This is a genomic window from Litoribrevibacter albus, assembly GCF_030159995.1.
Taxonomy (GTDB): Bacteria; Pseudomonadota; Gammaproteobacteria; order Pseudomonadales; family Litoribrevibacteraceae; genus Litoribrevibacter; species Litoribrevibacter albus.
The window spans coordinates 398,334-418,435 of the sequence record NZ_BSNM01000016.1; the positions used below are offsets into that span (position 1 = coordinate 398,334).

Annotated in this window: 15 protein-coding genes; 4 read left to right on the forward strand and 11 right to left on the reverse strand. The window is 48.2% G+C overall.

What is annotated here, in order from left to right:
* Nucleotides 1-175 precede the first annotated feature (175 nt).
* The 6 genes from QQL66_RS16520 to QQL66_RS16545 form a co-directional block, all read right to left on the reverse strand.
* Nucleotides 176-508: a DUF3392 family protein gene (locus tag QQL66_RS16520; RefSeq protein WP_284382914.1), complete on the reverse strand. Its 333-nt coding sequence runs from the start codon at nt 506-508 to the stop codon at nt 176-178.
* A 95-nt stretch (nt 509-603) separates the two neighbouring features.
* Entirely contained in the window at nt 604-1,332 is a 729-nt protein-coding gene (gene phoU / locus QQL66_RS16525; RefSeq protein WP_284382915.1) for a phosphate signaling complex protein PhoU, read from the reverse strand.
* 139 nt (nt 1,333-1,471) lie between these two features.
* Nucleotides 1,472-2,317, reverse strand: a complete 846-nt coding sequence (gene pstB / locus QQL66_RS16530) for a phosphate ABC transporter ATP-binding protein PstB (RefSeq protein WP_431356920.1) — start codon at nt 2,315-2,317, stop codon at nt 1,472-1,474.
* Nucleotides 2,318-2,401: 84 nt separating this feature from the next.
* Complete coding sequence (pstA, locus tag QQL66_RS16535; RefSeq protein ID WP_284382918.1) at nt 2,402-4,081, reverse strand: phosphate ABC transporter permease PstA; 1,680 nt, start codon at nt 4,079-4,081, stop codon at nt 2,402-2,404.
* Between the two features lie 29 nt (nt 4,082-4,110).
* Nucleotides 4,111-6,384, reverse strand: a complete 2,274-nt coding sequence (locus QQL66_RS16540) for an ABC transporter permease subunit (protein WP_284382919.1) — start codon at nt 6,382-6,384, stop codon at nt 4,111-4,113.
* 156 nt (nt 6,385-6,540) lie between these two features.
* Entirely contained in the window at nt 6,541-7,518 is a 978-nt protein-coding gene (locus QQL66_RS16545) for a PstS family phosphate ABC transporter substrate-binding protein (protein WP_284382921.1), read from the reverse strand.
* Nucleotides 7,519-7,754: 236 nt separating this feature from the next.
* Here QQL66_RS16545 and QQL66_RS16550 point away from each other — a divergent pair, with 236 nt between their 5' ends.
* Together QQL66_RS16550 and QQL66_RS16555 are read left to right on the forward strand one after the other, a co-directional pair.
* On the forward strand, nt 7,755-8,300 hold the full coding sequence (locus QQL66_RS16550; protein ID WP_284382923.1) for a TRAP transporter small permease subunit: 546 nt from the start codon (nt 7,755-7,757) through the stop codon (nt 8,298-8,300).
* Nucleotides 8,297-9,688 (forward strand): TRAP transporter large permease, encoded by a 1,392-nt coding sequence (locus QQL66_RS16555; RefSeq protein WP_284383470.1) that lies wholly within the window; start codon nt 8,297-8,299, stop codon nt 9,686-9,688. Before QQL66_RS16550 ends, QQL66_RS16555 begins: the two co-directional genes overlap by 4 nt.
* A gap of 123 nt (nt 9,689-9,811) precedes the next feature.
* Here the strand turns inward: QQL66_RS16555 and QQL66_RS16560 are convergent, their stop codons facing one another.
* From QQL66_RS16560 to QQL66_RS16580, 5 genes are all read right to left on the reverse strand, one after another.
* Nucleotides 9,812-10,597 (reverse strand): hypothetical protein, encoded by a 786-nt coding sequence (locus QQL66_RS16560; protein ID WP_284382926.1) that lies wholly within the window; start codon nt 10,595-10,597, stop codon nt 9,812-9,814.
* 278 nt (nt 10,598-10,875) lie between these two features.
* The gene (locus tag QQL66_RS16565) at nt 10,876-12,555 is read right to left on the reverse strand and encodes an ATP-binding protein (RefSeq protein ID WP_284382927.1); all 1,680 of its coding nucleotides are present in this window, start codon (nt 12,553-12,555) and stop codon (nt 10,876-10,878) included.
* Between the two features lie 47 nt (nt 12,556-12,602).
* Nucleotides 12,603-13,436 (reverse strand): winged helix-turn-helix domain-containing protein, encoded by an 834-nt coding sequence (locus QQL66_RS16570; protein WP_284382929.1) that lies wholly within the window; start codon nt 13,434-13,436, stop codon nt 12,603-12,605.
* A gap of 194 nt (nt 13,437-13,630) precedes the next feature.
* A complete protein-coding gene (locus tag QQL66_RS16575; RefSeq protein WP_284382930.1) occupies nt 13,631-16,384 on the reverse strand; it encodes a DEAD/DEAH box helicase in 2,754 nt (917 codons plus the stop codon).
* A 103-nt stretch (nt 16,385-16,487) separates the two neighbouring features.
* Entirely contained in the window at nt 16,488-17,639 is a 1,152-nt protein-coding gene (locus QQL66_RS16580; RefSeq protein ID WP_284382932.1) for a helix-turn-helix transcriptional regulator, read from the reverse strand.
* A 179-nt stretch (nt 17,640-17,818) separates the two neighbouring features.
* On the opposite strand from QQL66_RS16580, the gene QQL66_RS16585 reads away from it, so the two are divergent.
* On the forward strand, nt 17,819-19,204 hold the full coding sequence (locus QQL66_RS16585; RefSeq protein WP_284382933.1) for a hypothetical protein: 1,386 nt from the start codon (nt 17,819-17,821) through the stop codon (nt 19,202-19,204).
* A gap of 262 nt (nt 19,205-19,466) precedes the next feature.
* Entirely contained in the window at nt 19,467-20,096 is a 630-nt protein-coding gene (locus QQL66_RS16590) for a hypothetical protein (protein ID WP_284382935.1), read from the forward strand.
* The last annotated feature ends 6 nt before the right edge of the window (nt 20,097-20,102 follow it).

The window sequence follows — 20,102 nt, forward strand, 5'->3', positions numbered from 1 at the left end:
TCAGCAAGCTCAGGGAGAGCATCATCTGCAGGATGCAAATCTGGCGACAAGGTCACGGAAAGACCTTAAGGAATACCACCACATATAATAACGATACAAGTGGTGTGGCCTAACATAAGAGATCGGTGACGTCTGTCACCGAATACTCTTTTTCTTCTCAGACAGATCTCACAACTTACGCGTGCCGCTTTCTTTCTGCCAATACACTCAATACCAGATACGTCACAATTACGATACCGGCAAACCAGTCTTTGCTGATATGTAATAAAGCAAAGTTAATTCCCAACTGACCATACACCGCCAGCGCACCATAGCCAAAGGTACACAGCAATATAAAGGCCGTCATTCGCATCATCACGTGATACGGCTGCATGATACGTCGTACAACCGCATTTAATTCACCACCGTAGATTACCAGCAATACTGCCACCCAAGAGGTAATCAACAGCTGTCGATAGCCCCAGAACCACCCTGAGAGATCTGAATTAAGCGACCAAAACCACTCCATACCTTCACCTTAAATCGAATCGGTTGAGCCCATAACGAACAGACAATAAAAAGCCGCAGTATTCTGCGGCTTCTCAGGATGGATCTCAAGCTCGATTATTTCTCAACCGACTCCAACTGATCCTCTACCTGCTCAACGTCCATATGGCGTACGTCCAGCCCTTTCGCCAGATAAATCACATACTCACCAATGTTCATCGCATGATCACCAACGCGTTCAAGTGCACGCAAACACCAGATAATGTTCAGCACACGCGAGATACTGCGAGGATCTTCCATCATATAGGTAATCAATTCACGAACGGTGCTGCGGTATTCCATATCCACCGTGCGATCTTCATGAGCCACTTTCAATGCAGAATCCACATCCAGACGGGCAAATGCAGTCAGTGCTTGCTGAATCATCGACGACACTTCGTCACCAATATGACGAACTTCAACAAACCCTTGCTGAGAATCGCCCTGACCACTTAACTCAATGGCCAGACGTGCAATCTTGGAAGCCTCATCACCAATACGCTCTAAATCACTGATGCACTTGGACACCGCCAGCACCAGGCGTAAATCGCTGGCCGCCGGTTGACGCTTCGCCAGAATCTGGGTGCATTCTTTATCAATAGTTACTTCCATGTTGTTAACCAGTTCGTCTCGTTCCCGAACCAGTTCAGCCAACTGAACATCTGCGTTGATCAATGAACGAATCGCATCACGAACCTGCTTCTCAACCAGGCCACCCATCTCCAACATGCTCTTTTTAACGCCTTCCAGCTCTTCATTAAATTGTTGAGAGATATGATGCGTATGTGCGTCTTTAATTGTATCCATTGTTCTCCACCGCTTGTGAGCGCCTCTCCTAATCAAAACTGTATATACATTTTAAGAATAGACGCTTCTGCAAGATGCTGTATTAAATTTATATGTCAAAAATACACTATCCGAAAACCCGTTAACGGTCGATACGAAATTAACCGTAACGACCAGTAATGTAGTCTTCCGTTTGTTTTTTACCTGGGTTGGTAAAGATCTGGTTCGTATCACCAAACTCAATCAAATCGCCCATGTACATGAATGCGGTGTAATCAGAAACACGTGCCGCCTGTTGCATGTTGTGGGTTACGATGACGATGGTGTACTCATTTTTCAGCTCATTGATCAACTCTTCAATCTTAAGCGTAGAAATCGGGTCAAGTGCAGATGCAGGCTCATCGAGCAGCAATACATCCGGTTTTACCGCAATGGTACGAGCGATCACAAGACGTTGCTGCTGACCACCAGACATTCCAAGTGCACTGTCATGCAAACGATCTTTTACTTCATCCCACAGTGCCGCACCACGAAGTGACTGTTCAACCACTTCATCCAACACGCGACGGTTGTTGATCCCTTGAATACGAAGGCCATACGCCACGTTCTCATAAATGCTTTTTGGAAACGGGTTTGGCTTCTGGAACACCATACCAACGCGACGACGCAATTCAGTCACATCTACTGAGCGGTCATAGATGTTTTCGTTATCCAGCATGATTTTGCCTTCGATCCGGCAAATATCCACCAAGTCGTTCATACGGTTAAAGCAACGCAACAACGTAGACTTACCGCAGCCGGATGGTCCGATGAACGCAGTCACCCGGTTTTTAGGGATTTGCATGTTAATACCATGCAGAGCACGCTTCTCACCGTAATAAAGTTGAAGATCTTTTACTTCCAGGCACATCTCTTCCTTGGCCAAATCACGCTGTTCCGTATCACGGCCCAACGCTGTAATGTCAACTGCATGCGTTGGTGTTTCGTTGATCGTTTGGTCTGTCATAGCTATATACCTAACTAAACTGTTAATTCTTTAAATTCGTTTCTTAATGTTGGAGCCGGTCGATCTGTCGACCAGCCTATTCGCCTAGTGCTCCAACGATTTGTATTTTTCGCGTAAGTTATTTCGAATGGCGACCGCAGCTAAGTTAAGCACAGCAATCACAACCACCAATAACAAGGCCGTTGCGTAAACCAAAGGACGCGCTGCTTCTACGTTCGGGCTTTGGAAACCAACGTCATAAATATGGAAACCTAGGTGCATGAACTTTCGATCCAGATGCAGGAATGGGAAGTTGCCATCCAACGGTAATGACGGCGCCAGTTTCACCACACCAACCAGCATCAGCGGAGCCACTTCACCTGCTGCACGGGCAATCGCCAGAATCACACCGGTCATGATTGCCGGACTCGACATTGGCAGTACCACTTTCCACAAGGTTTCAAATTTCGTTGCGCCCAGCGCCAAGCTACCTTCACGAACCGCACGAGGGATTCGGGACAAACCTTCTTCCGTCGCTACAATCACCACAGGCACAGTCAGGATCGCAAGTGTTAAAGATGCCCACAATAAGCCCGGTGTACCAAAGGTCGGTGCAGGCAAAGCTTCAGGGTAGAACAGTTGATCGATCGAGCCGCCCAGGAAGTAGATGAAGAAACCTAAACCAAACACACCGTATACAATAGAAGGTACGCCCGCCAGGTTGTTCACCGCAATACGAATGATGCGAGTAACCGGGCCTTGCTTCGCATACTCACGAAGGTATACCGCGGCCACCACACCGAACGGCGTCACCATGATCGACATCAACAATACCATCATCACGGTACCGAAGATCGCAGGATAAATACCACCTTCGGTGTTCGCTTCACGAGGATCATCCAACAGGAACTCCCCTAACTTAGCGATATAATGAAGGCTCTTTTCGAACACGTTCATGTTGTTCGGAGCATAGGCCAACACAACTTTGCTGATCGCCATTTCCACCGTCTTACCATCGATGGTTTTAACCACTACCTGATCACGCTGTGATTGTTGATACAGACCATTCAGCTCTTGTTTCAGTACTTCGTATTCGGCATCCAGCTCAGCACGTTCTTCTGCCAGCAGCTGCAATTTAATCGGATCAAGATCACCACTCAGTTCCAGACCACGCTCTTTTAAACGCAGACGCTCCAGACCGTAGTTGATCGAACCAATCTCACCCTTCTCAATAGAGTGAATTTCATCGTGCAGCGCCAGAGCACGCTCAAGACGGGCCTCAAGCTCAGCCCAGGTACTTTCAAAGCCTGCCTTACTGCTTTCACTGACCACATTGCCCGATTCTTTTACAGCGACCAAAGAACCATAGAAATTACCCCACTCACGACGCTCAAGAACGATTAAATCCTCAACCGTCTGCTGACTGGAAATGCTGCTGTCCAGCACCCACTGGAAGTCCTGGCCATAGACATCGCGGTTACCCACTTTCAGCAACTGACGACCAATGTATTCCTGGCCTTCAGGCACTTGGTAACCCGCTGACTTTAGCTGCACTGCAGACACCAACTCATGGTCTGCTTTCTCACCTAATACAGTACGGACTTCGCCGGAACGGTTTTGATACTCAGTCACATAGATATTGCTTGGCCAGAAGTGCCCAAGGCCGCGTATCGCGATCAAACCCAACAGGCTCAACACCATAATGACACACAATGACACGGCACCGGCGTTTAGCCATACCCAGGGAGAGCCGCTCTTAAACCAATCTTTTACTGATACATTCATCTCTTAATACCTTTATCCAAGCGACCGGTTTACAGCGAACCGTATTTATTACGTAGACGTTGACGAATTAATTCAGCCACAGTGTTCACCACGAACGTAAACATAAAGAGTACAAAAGCAGCCAGGAACAGAACTCGATAGTGCGTACTGTGTACTTCAGACTCAGCCACCTCTACCGCAATGTTGGCCGATAAAGTACGCATCCCTTCAAAGATATTCCAATCCATCACCGGCGTATTACCTGTAGCCATCAATACGATCATGGTTTCCCCTACTGCACGACCCATACCGATCATCACCGCAGAAAAAATACCAGGGCTTGCCGTTGGCATAACCACTCGTACCAAGGTTTGCCAAGGCGTTGCACCCAAAGCCAACGAACCGTGGCTCAAGTGCTTAGGCACACTGAAGATCGCATCTTCAGCAATGGAGAAGATCGACGGAATCACCGCAAAGCCCATCGCAATCCCAACCACCAAGGCATTACGTTGGTCGAAGTTAATGCCTAGATCGTTTGAAATCCAGGTACGCATATCACCTGCAAAGAACAGCTGCTCGATCGGAGTGGCCACCGCCATGCTCAACCAAACCAGGAACAACAATACAGGAATCAACAAGGCCGCATCCCAACCATCCGGCACTCGGTGACGAATCGCTTTTGGAAGATTTGCCCAGATGAAGCCAAACACGAGTATTCCTAACGGTAAAACCAACAGTAGGGTAAATACCCCAGTCAAATTTGTTTCAATGAACGGCGCCAGGAACAAGCCGGCCAAGAAACCAATGATTACAGTAGGAAGTGCTTCCATCAATTCAATGACAGGCTTCACTTTACGACGCCATTCAGGTGCCATGAAATACGCCGTATAAATTGCCCCACAGATCGCTAAAGGCACAGCAAACAACATTGCATAGAACGCTGCCTTGATCGTACCAAAGGCTAGTGGCGTCAAACTCATCTTAGGTTCGAAATCATTGGTCGCCGCTGACGATTGCCAAATGTAATCCGGCTCATCGTAGTTCTCGTACCACACTTCTTCCCACAACGAACTCCAAGACACTTCAGGGTGTTTGTTTTCGACTTCCCATACTTTCAACATGTTGTTGGATTCGATCAGGAAGGCATCCGCTCGTGGTGCAACCGTCATGAAGTTCGCCTGACCTTCAATCACTTGTTCTTCCAACAGGCTGCGATGAGCGGTAGTGTTGTAGATGTTCAATACACCCGTGTTATCGATGGTATAGAAGCCCTTACGACGCTCTTCGACAGACACCAGATCGATGGTATTGCTGAAATCTTCGGCATGGAACGAACGCACTTGCATAAAGTCACGCTCACCCGACTCATCACGCGCCATGAACCACTGTGCCGTTTTGCCAGAGGTGTCTGCTACCAACACCGAAATGCCACCCAACAGCGGGCGGAACTGAGTCAGACTTTCGCCTTTGGCAATAATGCGCTTAGGCTCGAAGCTCTCAACTGAATCTACGTCTTCGATATTGAAACGTTCCATTTTTCCTGAACGGTTTGCAGCAAACAATGAATCCATTTCAGCGTCAATCACCAGAAAATCAGCACGCTGAGACAACTCAAAGACTGGCGCATCATAACGCTCCAGTTCAAACCCTTCGCCAAACAAATCTGCTTCTTTTTCAAAACTTACTAGTTGCACGGTCGACGAATTGCCCGATGCCGCCAAGACCATGTTTTCTTCGTCTTCGTTCATGGCTAAAGAGACGATTGGCTCATCCAGCAGATCAATGGCCTCTTCACCGTATGGGAAAACAATTTCAGGAATCAAAGTACGATTGCCGCCTTTATCGTATTCAGCAATGTATTTATGTTTGAAAATGAATGCCTGACCATTCTTTAAGCCCAGAACCACGGTACGACTACCGATACGCCCTTCTGTCACGAAACTGACTTCACTGCCCACATCTGACAAAAGCTCAACTTGTTCCATGATGGCGCCGGTCTTCAAATCAAAGAACACCGCATTGCCTGAAGCCGTTACACGCAGCCCGATTTCGGCTTGCTCTTCCGTGGCCAGATAAACCGTTCTGGTACCAGGTTCTTCAAGCAAAAACGCAGGAACCGGATATTCAGCCACTTCTTCAATAGAAGCCGATTTAAACATCGGTGCTACTTCATACAGCAGATACAAAAAAATCAGCATAATGGTGACAATTACGCTGATACCGCCGATTCCAATTCCATGGGTTGCAACTCTATCCGTTAGATTGCGGAGTTTGCGCTTCCGCGCAAGAGCAGGAGAATTTAGATCAAGATTCGCTGAGCTCATGGGCATACATCTCAGGGTTAAAAAGTAACGGTTACTAATCGCTTAGTTTGATGGCAGCCAAAATAAGACAAATGTGTTACAGAAATATTACAGTCGATAATCAAAAAAAAGGGGAAGTTTCCTTCCCCTTTTTATTTAAGCCGGATAATCGAGTGATTATAGGCCAACTGCTTTCAAAGTTTTGTTTAAAACTTTGCCTGGTAGCGGGATGTAACCGTCTTTGATTACGATCTCTTGACCTTGCTTAGAAAGAACCATTTTCAAGAACTCAGACTCCATTGGAGGAAGAGCTTTGTTTGGCGCTTTGTTCACGTATACGTACAAGAAACGAGATAGTGGGTAAGTTTTGTTTACCGCGTTGTCTGGAGTCGCTTCAACGAACGGCTGACCTTCCTTCTTAGCTAGAGGCACTGCACGAACGCTAGACGTTTTGTAACCGATACCAGAGTAACCAATACCATTGATAGACTCAGAAACACCTGTTACTACTGAAGAAGAACCTGGCTGCTCGTTTACGCTAGACTTGTAGTCACCTTTACAAAGCGCTTTCTTCTTGAAGTAACCGTAAGTACCTGATGCAGAGTTACGGCCGAACAATTGAATGTCACGGTTCGCCCACTCACCATTCAGACCAGTTTGACCCCAGCTATTGATGTCTTCGGCATTTTTACACTTACGCGTAGAAGAGAAGATCGCATCAACTTGAGCAATAGTCATCCCCTTGATTGGGTTATCTTTGTTTACGTATACCGCTAGAGCATCGATAGCTACTGGGATAGCCGTTGGCTTGTAGCCGAATTTTTTCTCGAACGCTTCAACTTCCTTGTCTTTCATCTTACGAGACATAGGACCGAAGTTAGAGGTACCAGCAGTAAGCGCTGGAGGAGCAGTAGAAGAACCTGCTGCTTGAATCTGAATGTTTACGTTTGGATAAAAACGTTTGAAGTCTTCTGCCCAAAGCGTCATAAGGTTTGCCAAAGTGTCAGAACCCATAGAGCTGAAGTTACCAGATACACCAGACGTTTTTGAGTATGCTGGGATGTCTGAGTCTACTTTAGCGCCAGCAACTGCTTGGCCACCGAAAGTAGCAGCGGCAAATAGAGATACTGCTGCGAAAACCTTCTTCATTTTCATAACTACTCTCCAATATAAGTAGGTAGATTTAATTTGATTCGTTCAAAACTATTTGATGACGGTCAAGATACAAGCGGTTTATGACAACAATGTTACAAATTTATCGGCTTTCGCCTTTTTACAATGATTATTTCTTAATCAGAAAGAAGAGCGCCTAATCCCTATGTGATCACTGTCACTTCATCTGCAGCTTCTCTATAATGCTTCCAAAAATAATCACAGCATTGGATTCTTTTATGCATGACATATTTACAGCCATCTATCAGAGGCTGTCATCCATCACCGAAGGCATTGGCCGGGCCGTTTCCTGGCTTACCCTGATCATGACCTTAGTGATGTTTACGATTGTAGTGTTACGATACGTCTTCAACTTCAACCTTATCTTCCTTCAAGAATCCGTACTTTATTTACACGCCATCGTTTTCTTACTCGGTGCGGGTTACACCTTCAAAGCCAATGAGCACGTTCGAGTGGACATCCTTTATCGAACTATGTCGGAACGAAAACAAGCGGCGGTTAACCTGTTTGGCTGTGTCTTCCTGCTGTTACCGATGATGGTGTTTATAGGAATCATCAGCTGGGAATACATCAGCTTTTCCTGGTCCATTCAGGAAAAATCCCAGGAAGCCGGCGGCTTACCCTTCGTTTATTTATTGAAATCGGTGATTCTCGGCATGGTCTTCTCCGTCTGTTTACAGGGCATTGCCGAGATTTTCAGGTGTCTGGCGCTGTTAATGACCCCGGACCATCAAGCCCCCGAAGATAAACAGGAGGCCAACTGATGGAATTCATGCCTCTGATCATGTTTATCTGCATCTGCCTGGTGTTGATGCTTGGCTTCCCTGTGGCCTTTACCTTGGGTGGTACGGCCCTGGCCTTTGCAGGAATTGGCCTACTGACCGGCAGTTTCGATGCAGCGTTTTTGGAAGCCCTGCCCAACCGCCTGTTTGGTTTGATGAGTAACCAAACGCTAATGGCCGTCCCCTTCTTTGTCTTTATGGGGGTAATGCTTCAAAAATCGAAAATTGCCGAGGACTTGCTAGAAAGCATGTCCATCGTGTTTGGTCGTTGGCCCGGTGGTCTCGGGATTTCTGTGACTGTCGTTGGCATGTTGATGGCAGCCAGTACCGGTATCGTGGGTGCCACTGTGGTGACCATGGGCCTTATTTCTCTTCCGACGATGATCAAACAGGGCTATAGCCCTAAATTAGCCACCGGCGCCATTTGCGCCACTGGTACTCTGGGACAAATCATTCCACCGTCCATCGCATTGGTGATTCTCGGTGATGTGCTTTCCAGCGCCTATCAACAAGCTCAGTTGAGCATGGGCATTTTCTCGCCCAAGACAGTCTCTGTCGGCGATCTGTTCGTCGGGGCGATCATTCCTGGTCTGATTCTGGTCTTGCTGTACGGCCTGTACATTTATCTGGTGGCATTATTCAAACCCGAAACAGCGCCAGCCATTGATCGTAAAGAGTTGATTGCTCAGAACAAACACGACCACCTCGGTTTAATCATTTTATTTGGTCTGATCCCGCCGCTGTTACTGATCATTGCGGTATTGGGTTCAATCATCGCGGGGATTGCCACACCAACCGAAGCCGCCGCCGTGGGTGCGTTCGGTGCCACATTATTAGCAGCATTAAGAAGCAAGCTTGACCTGACAACCCTACGCGACGTGTGTCAGCAGACCACTCAAGTGACCTGTATGGTGTTCATGATCTTCATCGGTGCCGCCATTTTCTCATTGGTATTCCGAGGGTTTGGCGGGGAAGAGTTGATTCAGTCCGTCTTTACCGACATTCCTGGCGGACCCTTCGGAGCCATGCTGGTGGTGATGCTGGTGATCTTCCTACTTGGTTTCATCTTGGACTTCATCGAGATCACTTTTGTGGTAGTGCCGATTGTTGCACCGATTCTACTGGCAATGGGTTTAGATCCGGTATGGTTAGGCATCATGATTGCGATTAACCTACAAACCTCATTCCTTACCCCGCCTTTTGGTTTTGCGCTGTTCTATTTGCGTGGTGTGGCACCCAAATCGGTGGCTACCTCAGACATGTATAAAGGCGTCATTCCTTTCATCATCATTCAGTTGTTATTGCTGGTGGGCTTGGCCATTTGGCCGGAATTGGCTACCTGGCTGCCAACACAGGTGTATGGCAATTAGAAGAAAATCCATCGCTGTATAATAAAAACGCTCCTCATTAGGAGCGTTTTTATTGGCATAGATAGACATAGGTGCAGTTAGGAAACGTCTTGCAAAGCCAAAGAGAACTTGTTCAACTTCTCACTAGAAATGGTATGCCACAGTGACCGTTCCAAACGCTTGCAGTCCACCGGATTCGTCTTCAATGTCACTGGCTTCTGAGTTGAGATCGTTCTGACTTAAATGCCCAGCCGGATCTACCGCCACCAATGTCACATCCGGATCGTTGAGTTGATAGGTCAAACCCAACTCCACCATAAAATCAAAGCCGCTTTCACCATCGATTTCATTCCCCCAGCCGAGACTGATGTATGGCAGCACGCCACTGGAATCGATCTCGGTTTCCAGAGAATTAATATCCCCCGGATTCACTGTCGTAGACCCCACAGTAAAGCGGCGATCCATATCGGCATTGGCTGAAAACTCGGAATCAATGTACATCAATCCCCCCGAGAGGAAAAATTCACGCGTCCACCCCTCACTGGTGATCGGATACCAATCCACGCCTAATTGCAGAGCGGTGATGGAATAATCTGCGTCTTCGTATTCGATGTCAGACAACTCGATGTCGCCATCATCGACTTCCAAATCCATGCCGCTGATCATCGCTCGCCATTGCACACGATCACCATCCGTCAGGTGCCACTGGGTGGTACCGCTGGCCGTAATGCCTACGCCCAAAGCCCCTGCTGACACGCCCAATGACGTTTGTGCCGGTGAAGCAGGCATTTGTATTTCCTCTGCTTCTACATAGCCACCAACGGCCAACAACCCTGCCAGCCCAAACGCAAGGCTTAATGGCAGGTTCGCCTTCGTCAATCGACGAACTTCCAAGGGGTGATGTAGATTCGTTTTATTCAATTCCTTCATTACAGTCTCCTTATCTCAAAAGCAGACAACACTTGCGCTGTCGATACAGGGACATCATGAAGAATAGCGGAAGAAAGGTCTGTGGTGATTGTGGGACAAACTCCGCCGAAGTTGGACAGAATGTGACAAGACCTCTCAGCCTGAGGCTAGTAACAACAGAGCGGACTTACTCAAAGGCTCACACAGATTCACTCACAGAGATTCACTCACAGAGATTCACTCACAGAGATTCACACAGAGGCTTACACAGAGTTTCATACAGAGACTTGCACAGAATTTTAATAAGCCATTGGCCAGAGGACACAAAAACAGGCGCCACCTAGCGGGCTGTCTTCTACCCAAACTTCGCCGTTGTGCCATTGTATGATTTGGTGAACGATGGCCAAACCCAGTCCATGCTCTTTGGACACTTCCCGTTGTTCATTATTCAGCTGTTTGAACGCTTCAAACACTCGCCGTTTATCGCTATCCGGAATACCTGGTCCATCGTCTTCGACCTTTAATAAGTAACCGTTTGACTGCTCCGTCAAGGTCACCTGAATGTGTGAAGCGGCATACCGACAGGCATTGGCTAACAAGTTATTCACCAGCCGCTGCATGGCCCTGAGATCCAGCCTCATCATTGCGTTGCTGAGCGCTGGGGAAATGGTCAGATCAATGGCTAATTCCGGATGTTCAATTCGGCACTGTGAAATTTCCTGAACCAACGAGGGCGCAAAGCACACTTCCCGAAACTGGGTCAGATCGGCCACCCGACTGTAACGGGACAAGGCGAGAATTTGCTGAATCAAGTGATCGAGGGTATCAATACCGGACGCAATGCTTTGTCGATAACGCGCTTGCTCCTCTTCGGTAATGTCCGACGCCTGCAGCATTTCGAAAGCAAAACTGACGCGCGATAGCGGCGTCCGCAGATCGTGCGCCATCGCATTGGTGAGCTCCCGCTGGCTGTGAATCATGCCTTCAATCTGATCAGCCATCCGGTTATAGGTCTGGGACAGCTCGGAAATCATCGAGCCTTTCCTGACCTCTGCCCGGTGCTGTAGGTTACCCTTACCAAATTCAGAGGTCGCCGCTTTCAGGCGATTCAATTCCCGCCACAACAACATCACAAACAGGAAAATACCGAGACTGATGCTGCCTACCAGAATCATCAACGCGAGCGCCAGAATGGTTAACTCAGGCCCCGGCAAAGGGATCTTATCCGCCACCAGCACCAGAGGGTCTTCAACCGCTTGTTGATCAGGCAACCGTTGGTAGATCACAGTCTTCTCATCGTCCGTTAGCGACCAGGTCATGCCTTCATTCATCAATTGGGCCTGTTTTGCAGACGACAATGACAGCTGACTGAACGAAGCCATTGCCAATTCAAAACCAAACTCAGGCTGCAATTGCGAGATCAACATTGACCAAGAGGAGGCGTCGGTATTTCGAAAACGTTCCATCAACAGATGCAGTGTCCCCCGGCTCTGATTTAAGGTATCCAGATGCTCCGACTCATCCAGCATCATGTACAACCACCAGGAAGAATCACCTAAACGCTTTACCAGTACATCGCTGTCGTTGTCCGCCAGAATCAACAGGGTTTCGTCCGGTTGTAACGCCAGTAAAGAGGCTCGATTCGAATCACTCAATGTCGCGCCGATCGGTGCTTCCCAAATGTCCTGCGAACTATTCTGCAAAGGCTCCTGCGGCGGCTGGATCTGCTCGCGAGACAACAAATAGAGTTCATAGCCAAACGCATCCGCCAAACTATTAATGTCATCCCGCCACTGATCTTCCGGTAATGCCGCTAACCGCTGCTTAATTAAATAGAAGGTGCCCTTGAAGGTGTCGTTGACCCGATCCGAAACAAACCAATGATTCATGATTTTGATCGGATTCATGGATTCAGAGAACAGTAAGAAGCCCAAAGGAATGAAGACCAAAATCCAAATCCGAAAAAAGGCTTTTAGCATGGAATGTCCTTAATAGATGAGGTGCTGGGAGGCAGAGAGCAGAGCCATTAACGAATCTCCGCCGGCAGACTTAATAAGTAGCCTTTCCCTCGAATGGTTTTAATGATGACGGGTTCAGACGGATTATCGCCCAGTTTCTTCCGAACCCGTGAGATCCGGCGATCAATGGAACGATCCAGGCCGTCATAATCAAAGCCTCTCAAATTCCGGACAATGTCATCCCGAGAAACAATCTGCCCCTGATGCTCGGCCAGTAACACCAACAAATCAAACTCGGCAGTGGTCAGGTGCACCGAAGCCTGACAACACATCACCGATCGCGCACTGAGATCAATAACTAATCGCTCGTTAACTGATCCCTCGTTAATTAAACGCCCATTAACCAAGCTTCCCGCTGTTGAGGATCTAGCCCCCAATACAGGAGCAGAAACCGAATCTTCCGCCATATGTGATGTATTTGTCGATATCACGCCCTGAGCCACCTGCCGATCGGTTTCCACACGCCGTAACAAGGCGCAAATACGAGACAACAGCAGTCTGGGTTTTACCGGCTTAATAACGTAGTCGTCCGCCCCCAGCTCCAAGCCCAGCATCTGATCCATGTCTTCATCGAGTGCCGTCAGCATCAGAATCGGCTGGTAGAAGAACGGCCGTACCTGTTTACAGACTTCCATGCCAGACAGACCTGGCAACATCACATCGAGAATCACCAGATCTGGCGCGTGTTGCTGAATATAATGGACGGCGTCACCCCCATGACTCAGATGAGTGACATCAAAACCGCTTTTGATCAGAAATTCACAAATTAACCCGGCCAACTCCTGATCATCTTCGACCAACAGCAAACGGTAGCTGGGTGTGTCTAATGCAAAGTTATCCATAGAGATTTTCTTATTACGTGGCATCCCATCCGGTTACAGAACAAAAAGGGCGTTAGAATCATGATCCCTTGTACCCTTGTTACAAGTCATGCCTTTAGATTCCCTTTTTCAAAACCATTCGATAGTGCCACGATTTTTGAAAAAGCACTTCGTGTAAAGTGTGACAGTTTTGGACACCGCCGGATTATGCACGATTATCGATCTGCGCCATCCATCAGAGACAATAGCTGATCATTAATCATCTTCAGACACGCTTCCGGCTGCTGAAGCCAGACGCTGTAAGGCATAGGCAACACACGAATGCCGGAACGAAACAAGCTCTTGTAGGTTTCTACATCATAGCTGTCATGAAAATCACCAGGGAAACCAATCAAATCAATTCCTAACAGCTGGCCTTGTTTTTGACAGAGCACATCAATTTCAACCCCGGCCACTTCGAAGCCTTGCCAACACTGATAGCCCTCTTGCACTAACGCCGCACTCAGTGTCTCCGCAAACTCACAACGGGCTTGATTAGCTCGCCCCTCACTGGCTTGAAGGTGATTGTGCTCTAAATAGCGCCGGAATAAGTTGTCTCTGGCCAGCGTGGTCGCGGCTACCGAATGATAAACATGCATTCGTTCTTTGGCCCGAGTCACCGCCACATTAAACATGTCTTCCCGATTGAGATAGGCGGCCGCCCGAGCCGAATTCTCATCTATCGCCATCGACAGTAACATCAGATCGCGCTCTTCACCTTGGAAACCATAGGGCGTGTCCACTCGAATCTTGTGAGCCTGTATGTCCGATTCGGAAAAGGTCGAAGCAATGGTTTTTTCCAGATATTGGGCCTGCTCACGAAACGGCGACAACACACCGATACTGGGTTTAAGGCCGGAGTCCGCGTATTTCTCAACAAACGATTCGATGTGTTGAATCACCTGCCGCGACTCTTCGCTATTTCGTCCGGTTCGGGTGCGTTCACCTTCCACCTGAGTGAACGACAACGCCGGTTCTATCAATTCACCGGGACGACTGCGCATCACTTTTAAACGATCCTGATAGAAGTAGCGATTACTGAAAGAAATCAGGTCGGTCTTTCCTCGATAGTATTCATCCAACAGACACACGGCGGTTTGCTTTTGGATGGTGTCGGACGCTAGATCCAACAACGATTGTTCCCGATAATTGTATTGTTGTGCGTAGGCCGGATTAAGCCGACAATAATCAAAAATCGACTGCTGTTCTCGTCGGGAGACAAAGGAAACATGCCGAAGCTGTTTTCCATCCCCCACAATCACAGCCCGCTTGGCCCGTTGTAAGGCAGGAATTGAAGTCGCTATGTCACACTGAGTGGCTTCATCGAATATCACCACATCAAATAACTCGGCTTGCAGCGGCAGCACCCGATTCAATTCATTGACATTCACCAACCAGATCGGAAAGGCCCCCAGCACATCCCCGATGTTGGTTTGGGCAAAGCGCTCTTCCTGCATCTTGGAATCCCTCGCCTTCAACGCCTGTAAGAACTTGGTGACCTCACCCCGCCGGGTATTCAATAAGGTATCTAACTGCTGGACGCGATAGGCATTAATGTAGTCGGCACATAAAGATTCCCGACGCTCTTGGAGCGTTCCGATCTCTTCCGGACTGCGCCAAAGCACGGCCGGATCTTTACGTGCGCTGAGCCAGGACAGCACGCCGTTCAGCATTCGCCCCCAAACGCCGCTGCGCTGAGACGACTGAGCAAGTCGCCCACTGATCCAGCGTGACCAATTCAACTGTTTCTGAAAGGTTTGGGAGACACCATCCAATTCCCGCTTCACGTCGGTCAGCTGTCTATGAATACGCTCCGGATTGACGCGGGAAGCCACGCCCATCGACAACAAGGCATCCAGATACTCTTTCATCGACGTCTGGAAATTTCGCTGTGTGGTATGAACATAGCCCTGTTGTAGATTGAAAGTCTCATTGAGCTTTTCGCCCACCACTTTGATCGCTTGCTCACTTTTGGACACCACCAGCACAGATTCACCATGCAACATGCGGTCAATCGCAATAGCCGCAATGGTGTAACTCTTACCCGTACCAGGCGGCCCGGAGATCAGGCTCACCGTTTCTTTTGCGGCATTTTCCAGCGCCGTTAACTGTGGTCGGCTTAGCAAGCCTGGAATCAAATCCGGCTCGGTTGCTGATGGCGCAGATAAGACCTCATGTGCCTGCCCCAATAAGGCCGACAAGGCTGAAGACACGGTTCCCGGTTGGGATAACACGCCCAGCTCATGCAAGACACCCCGAGATCCCTTGGCACGTTCAGCCAACAATAAAGCACATGCACAACGCACGGTGATACGATCGCCCGATGACTCAGCACTATCCGAAGCGGTCATATCAGAGGAAGCCGTCAAGGTCGGCCAACGTCCTAACTCCTCAAGGTTTACAATCACAGTATGCTGTCTCAGCCATTTGCTGACCTGGGCAACGGACTCCATCGCCAGGGGCCATTCAACAACAGGAAAGGATTCGAGCTCGGCACTGTCGAGATCCGGTTTCAATAACTGACGTAATAGCGGGCGGTTTACCCGAAGGTCGGACTGATCTATCGATAAATAATACGCACCACTGGTGTCTTGTGGATGAATCTGGGCAGGAAAATAAATCAGCGGGGAATTCAGTGTCCTTGAAGAAGAAAAGCCGGAGGTGGTGGTGACTTTCCCACGAACAAAGAAACAGCCATAAATCAGCAAACGCTCTTTCTTATACTTCTCAGTCTGTGTATACAGCTGCTCAACGTTCGCCTCAACCAAGGGCAATTTCGGCAAGCCACCCGACGCAAGTTCATCGTGGCCATTAATCTCCAAATGTCGGTTGCTACGAAGACGAGACACATCACTGATTGAAATACCGTAACTGTCCGCCCGGTAACAACGGCGAAAATAATCAATCAACTGTGACGATGTGTGTTCCATACCAAAAATTCCATCTACGTCCGGTGCAGGCAGTATTACTAAAAAAACAGCCTCAGGGAAGGAAACACATCATACCCAAGCGAACTAATGCACCAGTACTTAATTAATGCATCAGCGCCGACAGAATCTGGCTTACCAGTTGCCCTTGTCGGTTTAAGCCGGTTTTCTGAAATACCTGTTTCAGGTAAGAACGCAGTGTCGCCTCTGACTTATGCCGGATCTCAGAAATTTCTTTCAGACTCAAACCGACACAAAGATCTTCACACAACAGAGCCTCAGCCTGAGTTAACGAGAAATACTCGGCAATTAAACGAGCGCCCGGTAAGGATCGAACCTGAGGGTCATACAGGGTCACCATCGCACCACCACGATGTTCACTTAACCCTTCGATGGGGTTCACACACAACACCAGACTTGAACGATCTGCCCGTTCAACAAACAAGGAATCGGAACTGAATAACTGCAATCCCATACTGGCCCGGATACTTTCTGTGGCGTATTGCATGTAATGCCACTGAGTCTCTTTATTTTGGAAAGACAAACGATCATCCACCAGCGTGATGGTTTTTTCTGTCTCAAGTATGCCTTGTGCAGCCTTGTTGACATGAACCACGTTGAGTTGATCATTTAAGATCAGGGTGGCGATCGGCAATGCATTAATCACGGCCGCAAAGGACGCCGCCTGTTCCATTTGTTTATTGGTTTGCTGATACAGCTGCACCGCCTGACGAATGTAGGGCACCAAGCGATTCAGCCGCTCCAGTTCCGGTTCGGTATAAGGCCCCTGCTGATAGGTCCGCTGTAACGCTAAAATCAGGGAAGAAGAATCTTCGGCATGGGCCACCAACCAGGCAGAATCGAGCATATTCTGATCAGACTCCCAACGCTGATAATCGTCTTTAGGAGGCGATTGTTCCAGGATAGGCAAAGTTGAATGGAACACACCCGGCGATTGAGAAACAGCATGATTCAACACCGCATCGTGCTCAAGCATATTGTTATTGCCATACCACTCCATGAACCCTTCAGGAAACCCCGTATGCCATATATATTCAATGGCCATCGGCTCTCGTCGAAGATTCACCAAAATGCCTGAACAGGCATTAATCGCCTGCACCAAGTCCGCTAAAAACGGATGAAAGCCCTCTTTATCGGTGAGAGATGCGTACAACCGTTGAATGAGTGCCGGTTCGTCAAACACATTGTCTCTTTGATAATCACCATTCTCACCCTGAGAAATAGAAAGATCACTCATACACCCCTGTTCTCCCTGTCTGAAGAATTTACCCCGCCCTATTCTAACGTCAGGTACTTTTCTCTAGCAATGAACCGCTAAAGCAATTACCCCCATATGAGGGTAGTTGAGTCTATTCCGCTTGTGTTGCAATTCAAAAGTTTTCACAAACATCGAGAAATAGTGCGAGGAATAGAACTATGAACAAAGGGAAAACAATCAGTCGCAGTGTCGCAATATGCGCACTAGGTACTTTAATGGTGGCCTGTAGTGACGGTGGGTCCAGCGGCGGTAGCAGCTCAAACAACTCATCAAGCACAACCAATACAGGGCAATTTGTTGATAGTGAAGTAGTAAACATCGCCTACCGAACGGAGACGCAGTCAGGCTTCACAGATGAAAACGGAGAGTTCAAATTTAAAGATGGCGAAACTGTTACCTTCATGATTGGTGACATTGAATTGCCAGCTACAGACGCCAAAGACCTGATCACACCACTGGATATTGCCGATACCACCGACGTTAACGACACCAGCGTGGTGAATATCCTTCGCTTATTGCAAACACTGGATACCGACGGTGATCCAGACAATGGCATTACCATTGCTGATCTTGCTCACGATAACGCAGTAGGCTACGACATCGATTTCAGCAGCGGCACCTTTGACGATGACATCGAAGCCTTGATACCCCTCTCAGGTTCAGACAATACTACTCTGGTTGATCAAGCCACTGCGGTTGCTCACTTTCAGTCTTCCATTGACACACTCACCTCCGCCTTTACTCCAAGCCTGTTCACCAACGGTGAAGCCTACAATGTGTTCGAAGACGACACCTGGGTAATCGCCGGCTTTACCTTTAAGACCGATGGATCATTGGCCTGGGATTACGCAGGCGAACAAGGTACAGGCAGCTACGAATTCAGCCACGATAACAAAGTGATCATCCTCGATGACGATGAAGACTTTAATGAGTTCGTGGTCTTCAAGTCGTTCGATCTGGAAACCAATATGTACAGTGTCTGCTGGTACGACGATGAAGACGTGGCCAGTGCCGACGCGGCCCTGGAAGACTGTGAAGGAAAAGAAGACGCGATGGATGAACTGATCGTCTTTGATATTCAGCAAGCCATCGACCTTGTTGTGGAAAAAACGACAGGAAGTAATGGCGACTCAACCAGCTCCTTTGCCCAATTCGAAACAGAAAAATTCATCGGACAGACAATCTATGACGCCTATTCCGACGACGATGTCTGGGCGTTGGGAAGCCTTACGTTCACAGCGAACGGCGAGTTTACCTATTCTGAAGACGGCGAAAATATTCCAGGGGAATACACTTTCTCAGACAGCAACCGTGTTCTGAATCTCACCTTCGAAGAAGACGGCGAAGCTCAGCACAACTACTTATTGGTCTATGAAATCGACACCACCAACGATGTTTATAGCATTTGCTGGGTCGATGAAGCGACCGACATGGTCGATGCCAAGAGCCAATGCGGTCAGGAAACCAATGACTGGTCAGAACTGTTTGTCTTTGACGAAGCGCAAGCCGAGCAAATCGTCGCCAACGAAGGGCTTGCTCAATAACTCACTTGCGCTTTCGTAAAAAGCTAACCGCAGAAGTAACTGAGCTGCGAAAATTATTAAGCTGCGAAAGCGCTGATTGTGTCATAAAGATAACCTGCTGCAGAGACAAGGTTCGCCTTGTCTCTGCCTCCATTCACGCCAATAGTTTCCACAACCGATCCCTGTCTGATAACCCCATCCTTACCTACCTATAAGTAGGCACACAAAATGCTTACCCACCAATAATTCATTATTTTATATGCTCAGACTGCAAGGATTTGCCATGACCATTCAACTTAACAATTCGGTGGTGAACAACGCCAACGGCTCAAACACCACCAAAAAGACCACAGGGAACACCACGTCTGCGGAAGCGCAACAGAACTCAAGCAACGACGACGATATCAAGTTATCCACGCGCGCCCAGAAGATCCAGAAACTTAACGAAGAGTTCTTTCCGAATGGTCCGGGCAGCTTACGCATCACCGGCGATTTCATTCAGCGCCTGTACGATTATGGGTTTATCTCACAATCCGAAGCCGAGCACTTAGGCGGCAGGGTTTCAAACACCAAAGACTTACCCGATTCATTGGAGAAGATTTCCAATAACCTCAGCATCATCTCTGATCGGGTGAAACTGATTGATAGTGAGGATTCGTTGATCGATATCCTGAAACGATCTGATGCTATTCTGAACAACCTCGACGGCTCTAACCCCAGCGAACTGGCCAAAGACATTACCTCAGTGAATGCCGAACTGACCAGTTATCTGAAAAGCGATGAGGCCGAGAAGTTAACAGAGGATGAAGTAAAAGCGCTGAAAGAACTCAGTACCGCACTACGTATTGCGGATCGCATGAACCCCGCGAACCTATCAGCAGGAAAGCTCAATCAGTACTTGTCTTTTCTCTAACTGATC